We start from the raw sequence: 15,702 nt of genomic DNA, 5'->3' as shown, positions 1-15,702 counted from the left end.
AACCCCGTTTTCACCGGGCGGGCTGCATCGCGGGAACCTCACGCGAAGTAGAGCCGATCGACGGTGTCCGTGAACTCAGGAACACGGTTCCCCCTCCCTGTCAGGCGCTCGATCCGGACGCGGCATCGATGCCGATTGTTCGCTCCCCTGACATCGTGACCGAGGCGGCGTTCGGGGGTACGACGGCGGCCGCATCTTGGACCTCCAACACCTCCAGCGGCTTACAAAGATACAACATCGGCGAAGTTCTTTTGTGCGGTAGTCCTAGTGGGCATCGATTGTTCGGGGAAGCTTGTTACAAGTTCGCTTGTGTGCGCCACCCGATGGCCGTTTTTACATCGAACGAATGATAGTGATTCGGACCGTCGATGCGCCGAATACCGACCCGAACGAACTTGACGACTGTTTCATTCCCGAAGCTGTCGACGTCGGACGCCGACGAGCGTCGCGATCAACCCCACTGCCGCGGCCAGAATCAGCGCCAGCTCCGCGCCGAAACCGATGCGTGTCGCCGGTGTGAGCGAGCTCCGCAGTTCGACCGTCGATACCAGTACATCCGGCTCGAACAGCGGGGTTTGCTGCAGGACGTTCCCCTCGGGTCCGACTACGGCACTGACGCCGCTCGTCGCGGCAACCACGACGGTGCGTCCGTGTTCGACGGCTCGCACCCGCGACATCGCCAGCTGTTGATACGTCATTTCCGTATCGCCGAACGTGGCGTTGTTGGTGGGGATCGCGATGAATTGCGCACCCGAACGAACGGACTCGTCGAGGGCCCGATCGAATGCGACTTCGTAACACGTGGCTATTCCGGCCGCTATTCCTGCAGCGTGTACGACACCGTTTCCGTTTCCAGGAACGAAATAGCCCGCTCGATCGGCGTATTCCGAAAACAGCCGAAAAAAACTTCGGTACGGCAAGTATTCACCGAAGGGCTGAATGATCTTCTTGTCGTGCCGCTCCCCTGGTCCGTCGGCACCGTTCCACGCGATGACGGAATTGGTGTTCGTGTTGTTCGCGTTGACCAGGACGGTGCCCACAAGAATCGGGGCACTGACGGCAACCGACGCCTGCGTGATGAGCGTCGCAGCGTCGGAGTTGCGCAGCGGGTCGATATCCGATGCGTTCTCCGGCCACACGACGAGATCCGGCGCGGGTTGCCTGCCCGCGTCGACATCGGCGGCCAGCGCCATCGTCTCGCGCACGTGGTTGTCCAGTACCGCGCGTCGCTGCGCGTTGAAGTCCAGCCCCAGGCGAGGAACACTGCCCTGAATGGCAGCGATCGTCGCCGTGCGATCGCCGTCCCCGGTGTCGTTCGTGTGCAGAGTCGGGATCAGCGACACCGCAGTGATCGACGCGATCGCCGTGGTCACGACCGGTCCGACGAGCGATCGGGCGGTGACGCGACGCGTGAGTGTCAGCACCAGCGCGGCCAGTCCGGTACCGGTGAGCGCGACCCCGAAACTGAGTAGCGGTGCGCCTCCGATGCTCGCCAACGGAAGCAACCAGCCCTCGGGTTGTCCGAACGCCAGCCGGCCCCATGGAAACCCTCCGAAAGGAACGCTCGACCGAAGCCACTCGGCGGCGCTCCACATCAGGGCCATCGACAGCGGCCACCACGCGCTCCGCGCAACCAGCACGGCCGTCAAACCGAACAGACCGAGGAATACCGATTCGGCTGCGGCCAGCGCGAGCCACGGCACCGGGCCGACGTAGACGCCGATCCACGGGAGCAGAGGAACGAAGAAGGCGAGGCCGGCCACGTAGCCGTATCCGAATCCGCCTTTCAGCGACACCGATCGGCGACCGCCGAACCCCGTCAGAACCAGTGCCAGTACTGCGATGCCGATGGGTGCCAGAAACCAGAGCGTTCGCGGCGGAAAACTGGCGAAGACGAGCGCGCCGGCAACGGCAGCCAGGACGGTCGACAGCGCGGGTCCGTACAGCCGCGTCAGTCGCGCGGTCGAGGGGTTCTCACTGCTCATGAACGACCCGTCCACGGTGCACCGTCATCGAGCAGCGGGGACCGACGGACGACGCCTCGAGGCTGGGCAGCGGTGCCACGCCCGCACGGGGGTCGGTCGACCACCGTTGAACGCTGTCCTTCGGTGCTCGCACGACGAGCTCGTCCACGTCCCACACCGCAAAGGACGCGGGGGCGCCCGGCACCAGTGTTCCGGCCAAACCGTCGCGCACTCCCCCCGCCCGCCATGCACCGCGCGTCGCAGCCGAGAACGCCGCACGCGGCGACACCGAGCTCCCCGGAGTGCGGTGGTTCGCCGCAGCCCGGACCGTCGCCCACGGATCGAGGGACGTCACCGGCGCATCGGAGCCGAACGCCAGCGAGACTCCCGCAGACGCCAGGCGCGCGAACGGGTGGAGTTCGGCAGCGCGCTCGGCACCCAGACGCGCGGCGTAGAGGCCGTCGGCTCCGCCCCACGCCGCGTCGAACGCCGGCTGCATGCTGGCGATGACGCCCCACGACGCCAACAGGTCGGCTTGCTGCGCGGACACCATCGCCACGTGCTCGAGCCGGTGTCCGCACGAGGCGACGGCGGGTGTGCCCAGATCGGCGACCACCCGGCCGAATGCAGTGACGGCGGCCGACACCGCGGCGTCGCCGATGACGTGGAAGCCGGCCTGAGTTCCGGCCGTCGTGCAGGCGGCGATGTGTGCAGCTATCGCGTCGACATCTGCGTACGACACCCCGGTTCCGGGACCATCGGCGTACGGCGAGCTCAACCATGCGGTGTGCGACCCGAGGGATCCGTCGACGAAGATATCGCCTGCCAATCCGTGGGCACCGGTCTCTTCGAGCAATTCGCGGGCGCGTTCGGCGGTATCTGCCAGCTCGCCCCAGTAGCCGCGTACTTCGACGCCGTGCTCGGTGTTCATGAGTTCGCGGAAATCGACGATGCCCGACACCACCGGTCCTGCACATTCGTGGACCGCGACGATTCCGTGCGCCGCGGCGTCGTCCAGCGCAGCAGCCCTTGCTCGGCGTCGGGTGTCGGCGGTGCGCAGCGAGCGAGCGGTCTGCCGAGCACGATGGTGCGCGTCTGCGGTCAGTGGAGACTGTTCGGAGTAGCCGGAGGTGGCGTCGGCAGCGGACGCGGCGAACCGCAATCGGGTGGATACGGCGGCCGAGTGCGAGTCGACTCGGGTGAGGTACACCGCTCGTCCGGGAGCAGCCGCATCGAGTTCGGCGGTGGTGGGAGGACGTTGTTCGGACCAGGTGGACTCGTCCCAACCGTGACCCCAGATCAGGTCGTCTTCCGAGGATGCCGCATGTTCTCGCACCATGCGTACGCAGTCCTCGACCGACGTGGACCGGCTCAGGTCCAGGCCGATCAACGACAGTCCGAGGTCGGTCACGTGAACGTGCGTGTCCACGAAGGCCGGAGCGACGAAAGAACCGGCCAGATCGATGACGGGAACGCCGGGATGCAAGGCTCGTCCGGTGCGATCCTCACCGATCCAGCTGATGATTCCGTCGGTCACGGCCATGGCGGTGGCATCGGGAGCCGAAGGACTGTAGATCCGTCCGCCGCAGAACAATTCGGTGGTCACGAGCGACCAGTCTGCCCCTACCGGTGGGACTTGGGGAAATCCCCGGCAGCGGGATCGACGCGGCCCGGGTCGATCACCTCACCCTCGAGAACGAGCGACGGTCCGGTGGTTCGTGGTCCGCGATTCTCGCTGGCCGTACGGTCGTCGAGTACCTCACCGTCGATGACCGTGGGGCGCATGCGCCGAGTGGACGCCGCGACTCGGGGCAGCCACCGCGCGGCCGCCCACAGCACGGCAGGCCGGAGCAGCCAGCGAGTCGGTGGGATCAACAGCAACAGGCCTACCACCGTGGTCACCAGGCCGGGCACGAACATGGCCACCGACCCTGCAGCGAAGAGTGCGCCGTCGGCCACGGCTCCCTCGGCCGAGCGTTCACCCTGCGATGCGCGTCGCAGGCCGTCCAGTACCCGCCGGCCTTGTGAACGGACCAGCAACGAACCGACCAACGATCCAGCGATGAGCAGCACCACGGTCCACAGCACACCGAGTGCACTGCCCACCGCGACCAGGGCTGTGACCTCGACCACGACGTAGAGCACGAACAGAGCGAGCATGACGGTCCTTTCTTCGCTTGGTCCGTACAACGTCCGGCACAGTCGTTTTTCTCCCGATGCGTCCTGTTTGCCGGGAGATTCTCAGGATCCAGGTCTGACGAGGCCGGATTCGTAGGCGAGTACGACGGCTTGCACTCGGTCACGTACTCCCAGCTTGGTCAGTATTCGGCCGATGTGGGTCTTGATGGTCGCCTCGGACAGGTGCAATACCGTCGCGATCTCGGCATTGGACAGCCCGGTTGCCAGGTGCGCCATGACCTCTCGCTCACGCCCGGTCAGGCCGTCCAGTACCGATGGGTCGACGGCCGGCTCGGTGCGCTCGACGAACCGCGACAACAGCCTCTTCGTGACTTTCGGTGATACGACGGCGTCACCCGCAGCCACGCTCCGAATCGCGGATACCAGATCCTCGGGCGGTGTGTCCTTGAGCAGAAATCCACTGGCTCCTGCCCTGAGCGCACCGAGTACGTGCTCGTCGAGATCGAACGTCGTCATGACCAGAACCCTGGTGTCCGATCCTGATTCGGTGATCGCTCGAGTGGCGGAGACCCCGTCGATCCCGGGCATGCGGACGTCCATCAAGACCACGGCGGGCGCCAGCCGTGCCACGGCTTCGATGGCACCGGAGCCGTCGGACGCTTCACCGATCACCTCGATGTCGTCCTGGGCTTCGAGCACCATGTTCAGGCCCATTCGCATCAGTTCCTGGTCGTCCACGACGACAACGGTGATCGGCACCGACACAACCTAACGCCTACTCGGTCGGCAGTCTCGCCCGCACGAGCCAGAAGCCCTGGGGTGTACGACCGACCTGCAACGTGCCCTGCAACACCGCGACTCGCTCCCGCATCCCCACCAGTCCGTGTCCTCCGCCACCGGTCGGTGGCGCCGCACTGCCGGTGCCGTTGTCGGAGATCTCGACGGTGACGGTGTCTGCTTCGCGTGCGACCCGCACGACGGCTCGCGGGGCATGGCCGGCGTGCCGAAGAACGTTCGTCAGCGATTCCTGGACGAGTCGGTGTACGCCGAGACTGATCGCCGGACTGATGTCGTCGAGATTGCCCGTCTGTTCCAACTCGACGTTCAAGCCGGCTCGACTCATCATTTCCACGACGCGGGCCAGACCGGCCGTGCCGTACTCGGGCATGTCGTCCGCGTCGGGGGTCGTCCGCAGCAGCGCGACCGTCCTACGCAGTTCGGCCAGCGCCTGCCGGCCCGTCGCCGAGATGTTGGCCACCGCCTGCTCGGCACGTTCGGGGTTGCGCCTGATGGCATACGACGCCCCGTCGGCCTGGACCACCATCACGCTCACCCCGTGGGCGACGACATCGTGCAGCTCGCGCGCGATACGTGTTCTTTCCATGAGCACGGCCTCCTCGGCGCGGCGATCCCGGTCGTACTCGGCCACGATCAGTCGGGCCTCCATCGCCTCGTCGTATGCGCGTCGGGCACCGAGGAATTCGGCAGCGACCCACGACAGTGCGTACAGCAGAGCACTGAACAGCAGCGTCGTGAACAACGGCTGGTGGAAGAGCAACAACGACGACACCGAGTAGGCGGCCACACCGGCGGCGTAGACGGCCCCCTGTGCGCGGCCGACGTAGGCCACCAGGGTGTAGAGCATGATCGGCAACGCCAGTGCGGCCGGATGGCCGTTGGAGGTATCCCCGACCATGGCTCCCCACACGTCGGCGACGAACGTCGACACGAGTGCCACGGCCGCCACGGACCTGGGGAACCGACGCCGCCACGCGACGGGAACGGTCAGGACCACCGAGAAGGCCAGAAACAACGGCCCGTTCAGGCCGTCGGCCGAACTCACGAAAACGAGAATCTCGATGACGAAAAGCCCACCGGCGAGCAGTGCGTCGGCCACGAACGGTTGGCCACGGAGCCACAGGCTGAATCGACGCATGTGATTGAGTTTGCCGTATGACTGTCGCGGACTGGGGATTGTTGATGGCCGCCGCGACAGCAGCAGGATGGGTCGACGCCGTGGTCGGCGGAGGCGGTCTCATTCTGTTGCCGGCGATCTTGCTCGTGGCACCGCAACTGACACAGCAGGCAGCCCTCGCGACCAACAAGGCGACCGCAGTCTTCGGAACAGTCGCCGCCGTCGTCACGTTCGCCCGCAAGGTCTCGCTCGACTGGAAGGTGCTCGTTCCTGCCGGCGCGATCGCGGCGACGACCTCGGCGGCGGGCGCTGCCGCGGTGTCGTTGATCGACCGCGACCTCTTCGTGCCGATCATCATGGTCGTGCTGGTCGGCGTTGCGGTACTGGTGACCTGCCGACCGACCATCGGTCGTACCGCGGCACCGTCGCCCCCGACGCATCGCAAAGTTCTGATCGTCATCGGCCTCGCCGCAGCCGGCATCGGGTTCTACGACGGCATTCTCGGACCCGGCACCGGCACCTTCCTCATCATCGTCTTCGCGACGATGCTGGGCACCGAATTCGTCCGCAGCGCCGCGATGGCAAAGGTGATCAACGTCGGCTCCAATGTCGGTGCGCTGACCTACTTCGCATTCACCGGCAGTGTGTACTGGCAACTCGGTGCTGCGATGGCCGCCTGCAATGTCGTCGGTGCGGTACTCGGTTCGAGGACGGCGGTCGCCAGGGGCGCAGGCTTCGTCAGGATCGTGTTGCTCGTCGTCGTGATCGGCATGGTCCTACGCCTCGGCTGGCAACAATTCGGCTAGCGTCACAGTCGTGACGACACCATCGGACCGGTCGGTCGACGCCGACTTCCTTGCCCTCCCCCTGCGAGAACTTGCCGACGCGGCCCTGAGCGCGGCGCGCACGGCCGGAGCCTCGCATGCGGACTTCCGGGTGCAGCGGCTGACGACCCAGTCGATTTCACTGCGCGACGGCTCGGTGCAATCCGCCGTCGACGCCGGGGAAATCGGGTTGGCGGTGCGGGTGGTCGTCGACGGCACCTGGGGTTTCGCCTCTCACGCCGAGCTGAGTACCGACGCGGCTGCCACCACGGCGCGGCGTGCGGCCGAGGTGGCGACGGCGTTACGCGTGCTCAACCGCGAACGGGTCGAACTCGCGCCCGAACCGGTGTACTCGGACGCGGTCTGGGTCTCGCAGTACGAGATCGACCCGTTCGACGTTCCCACCACCGACAAAGTGGCGCTGCTGGCCGAGTACTCGGCCAGGTTGTCCGCCTCCGACGGCGTCGACCACGTCACGGCGTCGGTGCTGCAGGTCAAGGAACAGTCGTTCTATGCCGATTCGGCGGGCAGCTCGATCACTCAGCAACGGGTACGACTACACCCGCAGTTCGAGGCCACTGCCGTGGACCGAGCGGCCGGTGCGTTCGATTCGATGCGGACATTGGCACCGCCCGTCGGACGTGGCTGGGAATACCTCGGTGAACACAGCACTTGGGACTGGGCGGACGAACTCGCGCGCATCCCGGAGTGGCTGGCCGAGAAGGTCAAGGCCCCGTCGGTGGTGGCAGGTCCGACGGATCTCGTCATCGATCCCACCAACCTGTGGCTCACCATCCACGAATCCATCGGACACGCAACGGAATACGACCGAGCGATCGGGTACGAGGCCGCCTACGCCGGGACGTCCTTCGCCACACCCGATCAGCTCGGAACCTTGCGTTACGGCTCACCCATCATGCACGTCACCGCAGACCGGACCGAGGTGAACGGTCTCGCCAGTATCGGCTACGACGACGACGGCGTGGCCGCGCAGAAGTGGGATCTGGTTCGCGACGGAACACTCGTCGGCTACCAACTCGATCGGGTCTTCGCCCCGAGGCTCGGACTGGAACGGTCCAACGGATGCTCCTACGCCGACTCCGCACATCACGTTCCGATCCAACGCATGGCGAACGTGTCGTTGCAGCCCGATCCCGACACCGACCGGTCGACCGAGGAGGTCATCGCCGCGGTCGAGGACGGTATCTACGTGGTCGGCGACAAATCGTGGTCGATCGATATGCAGCGGTACAACTTCCAGTTCACCGGACAACGCTTCTACCGGATTCGAAACGGTGTGCTCGACGGCCAGGTGCGCGACGTCGCCTATCAGGCGACGACGACGGATTTCTGGGGTTCGATGGAACTGCTCGGAGGTCGCTCCACCTGGAAACTCGGTGGGGCATTCAACTGCGGCAAGGCCCAACCCGGTCAGGTCGCCGCGGTCAGTCACGGTTGCCCGGTCGCACTGTTCCGCGGGGTCAACGTCCTCAACACCCGATCGGAGGCAGGTCGATGATCGAGCCGCAGCAGGTGATCGAACGTGCGTTGGCGTGTGCGAGCGTCGACGACACCGTCGTCCTCGTCACCGACTCCAGCGACGCGACGCTTCGGTGGGCGGGCAATTCGATGACCACGAACGGCGTCTCCACTTCGAGGCAGTGGGTGGTGGTGTCCATCGTCCGGAACGGGGACGTGGCGCGGGTGGGTTCGGTGTCGTCCACCAGTGTCGATCCGAGCGAGATCGCGGACGTCGTGCGTGCCAGTGAAGCAGCGGCCCGCGCCGCCGAGCCTGCGGACGACGCGATGCCGCTGCTGACCCCCGATTCCGAGCCGGACGGCTGGGATCGACACGCGCAGGACACGTCGATCGACGTGTTCGGTTCGCTGGCAACGGAACTGAACGTCGGATTCGACGGCCGAGACACGTTGTACGGATTCGCCGAGAATCGCGTCGACAACGTGTGGCTCGGAACCTCGACCGGAGTGCGACGCACGTTCACACAGCCGACCGGGTCGATCGAGATCAACGGAAAGCGGTCCGGGGCGAGTGCCTGGGTGGGGAAAGGTACAGCCGATTTCCGCGACGTGTCGGTGGCATCGATGCTCGACGAATTGTCCACCAGGCTGGGCTGGGCGCAGAACACCGTGGAGCGTCCCGCCGGTCGGTACGACACGGTGTTGCCGCCCTCCGCCGTGGCCGATCTGATGATCTACCTGATGTGGACCATGGAGGGGCGCGGGGCCCAGGAGGGTCGCACCGCACTCTCGCGGGCCGGTGGCACCCGAGTCGGCGAGAAGCTCACCGAGCTGCCGCTGACGCTGCACTCCGACCCGCGCGAGCCCGGTCTCGGGTACGCGCCGTTCGTCGCGGCGGGCTCCTCCAGTGATGCGGTGTCGGTGTTCGACAACGGTCTCGGCATCGACCGGGTCGATTGGATCCGGGACGGCGCGATCGCAGCACTGGCCTATACCCGCGCCGGAGCCCGGAAGTTCGAGGTACCCGTTGCCGTCCCCGGGGAGAATCTGATCCTCACCGGCGGCAGCGACACCGGGATCGACGCGATGGTCGCGTCGACCGAGCGCGGGCTGTTACTGACGACACTGTGGTACATCCGAGAGGTCGATCCGACGTCGTTGCTGCTCACGGGTCTCACCCGCGACGGCGTCTACGCCATCGAGGACGGCCGGATCATCGGAGCCGTCAACAACTTCCGGTTCAACGAGAGTCCTCTGGATCTGTTGCGACGTGTCACCGAGGTCGGACGGACGGAGGCAACACTGCCGCGCGAGTGGAAGGATTGGTTCACTCGCACGGCAATGCCGCCGCTGCGCATTCCGGACTTTCACATGTCCTCGGTCAGCGCCGCGCAATAGGGTCTGCCGGGTCGTTCCCGCAGGCCCTGCGTCCGACCGCTACTTGTCGGGTCCGGACAGCTCGAGAGCGATGTTGTCGGGGTCCCGGAACTCCACGATGGACAGTCCGGGCCCTGCGTCCTTGATGCCCTCGTGCGCGATGCCGAGCTCATCGAGCGTCTTGACTGCATCCTCGAGCGCGGCACGGGTATCGACGGTGAAGCTGAGGTGGTCCAGCCCGCACCGGTCCTCGGCGAAGGTGTCGTCGCTCGGTGCAACCGGGCGCAGACCGAGCAAACCCCCGCCGAACTGGTAGATCACGCCGCCGAAGAGGAACCACAGGGCTTTCTTGGTCTCCTCGTCCGCGTCGGGATCCCAGGCGTAGGCGACCTCGAAGCCGAACACCGAGTCGTAGAACGATCGGGATCGGTCGATGTCACTGACGGTGAGTCGGACATGGTTGTAATCGGTCACTGCAATAGGCACGTGGTGCTCCGTTCCGGCAGCAGGGGAAGCCGCCTCATGAAGCATTCGGAACTGCGCATACCAACGATGGTGTCGTCGTGCAGACCGGTTACGCGGGAGTGATCGCGAGCCCGACCGAGCCGCTCTTGCCCCTTCGAAGAACGCTGCCCTTCACGGTGAGCCAGCCCAGGATGCCGTACTTCGACACTATCGCCGCGCGCGCTTTCTCGGTGCCGGCTGCATCGAGGATCTCGGCTGTCGCGTCGACCGCGTCGCCCTGGGGTTTGCCGCGCATGTCGCACGGTGCGAGCAGAACCTTCGAGTTACGGCGAATGCGCTTGACCTTCCACGAATCCGACACCGTCCACACGAGCAGACGATCACCGTCGAGCGCACCCCAGAGCGGGGTCGGTACGGCGGTGCCGTCCTTCTTGAACGTCGTCAGCAGTACGTACTTGCCCTTGGCAATGTCCTCGAAGGTGGCAGTCATACCGAGAAGGGTACGTCGCTACTCCCCCTCGAGCTCACCTTCGGTTTCCAGGTACACCTGGCGCAAGCCGTCGAGAACCTGCTTGTCCGGCTCGGCCCACATCTTGCGCTCCGCGGCCTCGAGCAGTCGTTCGGCAATACCGTGCAGTGCCCAGGGATTGGACTGTTGCATGAACTTCTGGTTCTGCTCGTCGAGCACATAGGTCTCGGCCAACTTCTCGTACATCCAGTCCTGCACCACATCGGTGGTGGCGTCGTAACCGAACAGGTAGTCCACGGTCGCCGCCATCTCGAACGCACCCTTGTAGCCGTGCCTGCGCATGGCTTCGAGCCACCGAGGGTTGACGACCCGAGCGCGGAAGACGCGGGCGGTTTCTTCCGAGAGTGTGCGCGTGCGAACCGATTCCGGCCGCGTGCTGTCACCGATGTATGCCTCGGGCGACTTTCCGGTCAGCGCGCGCACGGTCGCGACCATGCCGCCGTGGTACTGGAAGTAGTCGTCGGAATCGGCGATGTCGTGCTCACGTGTATCGGTGTTCTTGGCGGCCACGGCAATACGCTTGTACGCAGTGCGCATGTCGTCCGACGCGGGTACTCCGTCGAGTCCGCGGCCGTAGGCGAAGCCGCCCCAGGTGGTGTACACCTGAGCGAGGTCGTCGTCGCTGCGCCACGTCTTGCTGTCGATCAGCTGAAGCAACCCGGCACCGTACGTTCCTGGCTTCGAACCGAAAATGCGTGTCGTAGAACGTCGTTCGTCACCGTGTTCGGCCAGATCGGCCTGCGCGTGTGCACGGACGTAGTTCCGATCCGCAGGCTCGTCCAACGCAGCCACCATCCGAACCGCGTCGTCGAGAAGGGCGAGCACGTGCGGGAACGCGTCACGGAAGAATCCACTGATCCGTACCGTCACATCGATGCGAGGGCGGTCGAGCTCGTCGAGGTCGATCACCTCGAGGCGCGTCACCCGGCGCGAGGCCTCGTCCCACACCGGGGAGACTCCGAGCAGAGCGAACACCTCGGCGATGTCGTCGCCCGAAGTCCGCATGGCCGAGGTGCCCCACACCGAGAGACCGACCGACTTCGGCCACTCGCCGTGATCCTGGCGGTAGCGAGCGAGCAGGGATTCTGCCATCGCCTGACCGGTCTCCCACGCCAGTTTCGACGGCACGGCCTTCGGGTCGACCGAGTAGAAATTGCGGCCGGTAGGAAGCACGTTGATCAGGCCGCGCAGCGGTGAACCGCTCGGACCCGCCGCGATGAACCCGCCGTCGAGAGCGTGCAACACCTGCTCGATCTCGCGGGAAGTTCCGCGTAGACGCGGTACCACCTCGGCGGCGGCGAACCTCATAATCTCTGCGACCACGTCACCGTGTTCGCCCGCAACCCGCTCGGCCTCGGCCGGATTCCACTGCGTCGCTTGCATTGCCGCGACCAATCCGTGCGCGACGGCCTCGATGCTGTCGACGCGCGTGCGTTCCTCGTCGCCGTCCTCGCTGAGCCCGAGAGCTTCGCGTAGACCGGGCACCGTCTGCTCGCCGCCCCACATCTGCCGAGCGCGCAGCATCGCCAGCACCAACTCGACCTCGGCATCGCCTACGGGCTCCTGGCCCAGGATGTGCAGCCCGTCGCGGATCTGCACGTCCTTGATCTCGCACAGCCATCCGTCGACGTGCAGCAGCATGTCGTCGAACACTTCCTCGTCGGGACGCTCGTCGAGTCCGAGGTCCTTGTGCATCTGTGCCGCGGTCATCAGCGTCCAGATCTGCTGGCGAATGGCCGGCAGCTTGGCCGGATCGAGAGCCGAGATGTTCGCGTGTTCGTCCAGCAGCTGTTCGAGCCGAGAGATGTCTCCGTAGCTCTCCGCTCTCGCCATCGGCGGGATGAGGTGATCGACGAGAGTGGCGTGGGCTCGCCGCTTGGCCTGTGTGCCCTCCCCCGGATCGTTGACCAGGAAGGGATAGATCAGCGGCAAGTCGCCCAGCGCTGCGTCGGTGCCGCAGGAGGCGGACATGCCGAGGGTCTTGCCGGGGAGCCATTCCAGGTTTCCGTGCTTACCGAGATGAACCATCGCGTCGGCCCCGAAGCCGCCGTCCTCGCGGGCTGCAGAGATCCACCGGTAGGCGGCCAAATAGTGATGGCTCGGCGGCAGATCCGGGTCGTGATAGATCGCAACGGGCTTCTCACCGAATCCGCGCGGCGGCTGAACCATGATGACCACATTGCCGAATTGCATTGCTGCGATGACGATCTCACCGTCGGGATCAGCGGAACGATCGACGTAGAGATCACCCGGTGCCGGTCCCCAATGTTCGATCACACCCTCGCGAAGGTCGTCGGGAAGCTGCTCGAACCAGGTGCGGTACCGGGCCGCCGAAATGCGAATGGGATTGCCCTCGAGCTGGGCGTCGGTGAGCCAGTTGGGGTCCTGACCGCCACGGGCGATCAAGGCGTGGATCAGTGCGTCGCCGTCTCGGGCCGCCAGACCGGGCACCGAATCCGGGCCCTCGAGCGGTCCGAGGTCGTAACCGGCCTCACGCATGTCCGACATCAACGCGATCGCGCTGGCGGGAGTGTCGAGGCCGACGGCATTGCCGATGCGGGCATGTTTGGTGGGATACGCCGAGAACATCAGGGCGATTCGGCGGTCGGCGGCCGGGATGTGTCGGAGCCGCGCATGGCGGACGGCGATGCCGGCGACGCGTGCTGCTCGCTCGTGGTCCGGAATGTACGTGGTCAGGCCGTCGTCGTCGATCTCCTTGAACGAGAACGGAACCGTGATGAGTCGGCCGTCGAATTCCGGGACCGCGACCTGCGTGGCCACGTCGAGGGGCGAGAGTCCGTCGTCGTTCTCGGACCACGTCGCGCGGGAACTCGTCAGGCACAGACCCTGCAGGATCGGAACGTCGAGGGCGGCGAGCTCGGCGACATCCCAGGCTTCGTCGTCGCCGCCGGCCGAAGCACCGGCGGGTTTGGTGCCGCCCGCAGCCAGCACGGTCACGATCAAGGCATCCGCCGACTTCAGCGTCTCCAGCAGGTCGGCTTCCGCCGTACGCAGTGACGCACAGTAGATCGGCAGTGCGTTCGCCCCGGCGTTCTCGACTGCGGCGGCGAGGGCATCGATGTAGGTGGTATTTCCGGCGAGATGCTGAGCGCGGTAGTACAGAATCGCCACGGTCGGGCCGTCCGAGTGCTGGGCGGAGTTCCGCTCGAGGTGGCCCCACGTCGGCAGGTGTCGAGGTGCGTCGAAACCGTGACCGGTGAGCAGCACTGTGTCGGACAGGAAGTTGTACAACTGCCGCAGATTGCCCGAGCCGCCCTCGGCCAGATAGTTGTGCGCTTGGGCGGCGACGTTGGCGGGCACCGTGGAGATCTCCATCAGATCCGCATCCGGGGCCTGTTCGCCGCCCAGCACGACCACGGGCAAACCGGTGGCCAGGACGGCCTCGATTCCCGACTCCCACGAGCGACGCGATCCGAGAATGCGGACGATGATCAGCTCGGCCGATTCGGCCATCGACGGGATGTCTTCCGCCAGCAGGCGGGACGGGTTGCCCCACGTGAAATCGGCCCCACTGGCGCGGGCACTGAGCAGATCGGTGTCCGATGTGGACAGCAACAGAAACACGGGTAACGCCCTCCTCGGGGTTTCGCGCCCCTGGATCGGTGAATCGTCCTAGCTCGTCGGTGAGAGGGTCCGACTTCCGCCCCGTCCCGAAGGCACGATCCTCGAGAACAGGTCCCGAGAACCATTCCCGACGAGCTGTTCTCGACGAACTACAGGGCGGTCACGGTGGCGCGACCGTACCGGGATTTCACCGGTTTCCTCTCGGCCGGAGCCGTGAACATCGAATGCTACCGGTGCCGGGACGAGATCGGGCCACCCGTCGCACTTGTAGCCTGGTGAACATGAGTTCGCCCAGTAGGTCCGTGCCCGACGGCTGCCCCGGAGCTCTGTCGACGCACCGCGCGGCGGACGGTCCGTTGGCCAGAATCCGGCTCCCGGGCGGCCTCGTGCTGCCGGAGCAGATGCAGGTCCTGGCCGAGGCCGCGGCCGAGCTCGGCGACGGCTCGCTCGAACTCACGTCGAGGGGCAACATTCAGGTTCGTGCGGTCTCGGACCCGGACGAGCTCGCGAACAGGTTGGCCGCCGCCGGGTTGCTGCCGTCTCCGACGCACGAGCGCGTGCGCAACATTCTCGCCTCGCCGCTGTCGGGCCGGGTCGGCGGACTCAACGACGTCCGCAGTCTCGTCGGCGAGCTCGACGCTGCCGTGTGCGCTCGCCCCGAGCTCGCCGGACTGCCAGGCCGGACATTGTTCGCCCTGGACGACGGCCGTGGGGATCTGTGCGGACTCGAACCCGACTTCGGGGTGTACGCCCAGGCCGACGGGTCGTTCGCAGTGCTGTTGGCAGGACGCGACAGCGGTGTACGCGTCGACCGCGAGCACGTGGTCTCGACTCTGCTCGACTGCGCGGATGCCTTCGTCCGGTTGCGCCACAAGGAATGGCGACTGGCGGAACTGGACGGCGGTGCCGCGCGCATCGTCGACGTGCTCGGGTTGCAGGCCGGACCGGTACTGGCCATGCCTGCGCCGGTCGAGGTGCCACCGATCGGCTGGCTCGATCAGGACGATGGCCACGTTGCGCTCGGCGCAGGTCTGGCCAACGGCGTCCTCGGCGCGCGGTTGGCCGAATTCCTCGCTGCCGTCGATCGTCCGCTGATCGTGACGCCGTGGCGATCGCTGATCGTGGGTGATCTGGACGAGGAACCGGCCGAACAGGTCGTTCGAGTTCTCGCACCCATGGGCCTGATCTTCGACGCCGCGTCACCGTGGATCCGAGTCAGTGCCTGCACCGGATCGCCCGGTTGCGAGAAGTCCCTCGCCGACGTCCGAGCCGACCTAGCGGCCGCGGTCGATGCGCGGATGACGCCACGGGACGAGCGGCAGCATTGGTCCGGTTGCGAGCGTCGATGCGGCCGACCCAAAGGCGAGGTGACCGACGTCATTGCGACGGGAATCGGCTACCAGGTGTCCTGAGCACCTGGAGACC

General features: G+C 66.1%; 12 protein-coding genes. 4 read left to right on the top strand and 8 right to left on the bottom strand.

Annotation, left to right across the window (positions count from 1 at the left end; genetic code table 11):
* Nucleotides 1–407: 407 nt before the first annotated feature.
* The 5 genes from lnt to RFA01S_RS12580 form a co-directional block, all read right to left on the bottom strand.
* Nucleotides 408–1,985: an apolipoprotein N-acyltransferase gene (lnt, locus tag RFA01S_RS12600; RefSeq protein ID WP_032408484.1), complete on the bottom strand. Its 1,578-nt coding sequence runs from the start codon at nt 1,983–1,985 to the stop codon at nt 408–410.
* Nucleotides 1,975–3,570, bottom strand: coding sequence for an amidohydrolase (locus tag RFA01S_RS12595; RefSeq protein ID WP_032408253.1), 1,596 nt, complete (start codon nt 3,568–3,570; stop codon nt 1,975–1,977). The genes lnt and RFA01S_RS12595 overlap by 11 nt, the downstream gene beginning before the upstream one ends.
* Before the next feature lie 17 nt (nt 3,571–3,587).
* Nucleotides 3,588–4,124 carry an FxsA family protein gene (locus tag RFA01S_RS12590; protein WP_032408254.1) on the bottom strand — a complete coding sequence of 179 codons (537 nt, stop codon included), beginning with the start codon at nt 4,122–4,124 and terminating at the stop codon, nt 3,588–3,590.
* Nucleotides 4,125–4,205: 81 nt separating this feature from the next.
* A complete protein-coding gene (locus RFA01S_RS12585) occupies nt 4,206–4,862 on the bottom strand; it encodes a response regulator (RefSeq protein WP_027497113.1) in 657 nt (218 codons plus the stop codon).
* 16 nt (nt 4,863–4,878) lie between these two features.
* The gene (locus RFA01S_RS12580; protein ID WP_032408255.1) at nt 4,879–6,039 is read right to left on the bottom strand and encodes a sensor histidine kinase; all 1,161 of its coding nucleotides are present in this window, start codon (nt 6,037–6,039) and stop codon (nt 4,879–4,881) included.
* A gap of 17 nt (nt 6,040–6,056) precedes the next feature.
* Here RFA01S_RS12580 and RFA01S_RS12575 point away from each other — a divergent pair, with 17 nt between their 5' ends.
* From RFA01S_RS12575 to RFA01S_RS12565, 3 genes are read left to right on the top strand one after another with little or no spacing between them, the layout of a single operon-like run.
* Nucleotides 6,057–6,824 carry a TSUP family transporter gene (locus tag RFA01S_RS12575; RefSeq protein ID WP_032370548.1) on the top strand — a complete coding sequence of 256 codons (768 nt, stop codon included), beginning with the start codon at nt 6,057–6,059 and terminating at the stop codon, nt 6,822–6,824.
* A 10-nt stretch (nt 6,825–6,834) separates the two neighbouring features.
* On the top strand, nt 6,835–8,361 hold the full coding sequence (locus tag RFA01S_RS12570) for a TldD/PmbA family protein (protein WP_032382028.1): 1,527 nt from the start codon (nt 6,835–6,837) through the stop codon (nt 8,359–8,361).
* Entirely contained in the window at nt 8,358–9,719 is a 1,362-nt protein-coding gene (locus RFA01S_RS12565) for a metallopeptidase TldD-related protein (protein WP_032408256.1), read from the top strand. The genes RFA01S_RS12570 and RFA01S_RS12565 overlap by 4 nt, the downstream gene beginning before the upstream one ends.
* A 39-nt stretch (nt 9,720–9,758) precedes the next feature.
* Here the strand turns inward: RFA01S_RS12565 and RFA01S_RS12560 are convergent, their stop codons facing one another.
* The 3 genes from RFA01S_RS12560 to cobN form a co-directional block, all read right to left on the bottom strand.
* Nucleotides 9,759–10,184, bottom strand: a complete 426-nt coding sequence (locus tag RFA01S_RS12560) for a VOC family protein (RefSeq protein ID WP_032408485.1) — start codon at nt 10,182–10,184, stop codon at nt 9,759–9,761.
* A gap of 88 nt (nt 10,185–10,272) precedes the next feature.
* Nucleotides 10,273–10,653, bottom strand: a complete 381-nt coding sequence (locus RFA01S_RS12555; RefSeq protein ID WP_027497107.1) for a PPOX class F420-dependent oxidoreductase — start codon at nt 10,651–10,653, stop codon at nt 10,273–10,275.
* Between the two features lie 18 nt (nt 10,654–10,671).
* Nucleotides 10,672–14,277, bottom strand: coding sequence for a cobaltochelatase subunit CobN (gene cobN / locus RFA01S_RS12550; RefSeq protein ID WP_032408257.1), 3,606 nt, complete (start codon nt 14,275–14,277; stop codon nt 10,672–10,674).
* Between the two features lie 281 nt (nt 14,278–14,558).
* On the opposite strand from cobN, the gene cobG reads away from it, so the two are divergent.
* The gene (gene cobG / locus RFA01S_RS12545) at nt 14,559–15,689 is read left to right on the top strand and encodes a precorrin-3B synthase (RefSeq protein WP_032365814.1); all 1,131 of its coding nucleotides are present in this window, start codon (nt 14,559–14,561) and stop codon (nt 15,687–15,689) included.
* Nucleotides 15,690–15,702: the final 13 nt, after the last annotated feature.

Origin of the sequence: Rhodococcoides fascians NBRC 12155 = LMG 3623, assembly GCF_001894785.1 — a bacterium.
GTDB classification, from domain to species: Bacteria; Actinomycetota; Actinomycetes; order Mycobacteriales; family Mycobacteriaceae; genus Rhodococcoides; species Rhodococcoides fascians.
Note: the sequence above shows the minus strand (reverse complement) of the source record. Positions and strands in the feature narration are given on the sequence as shown.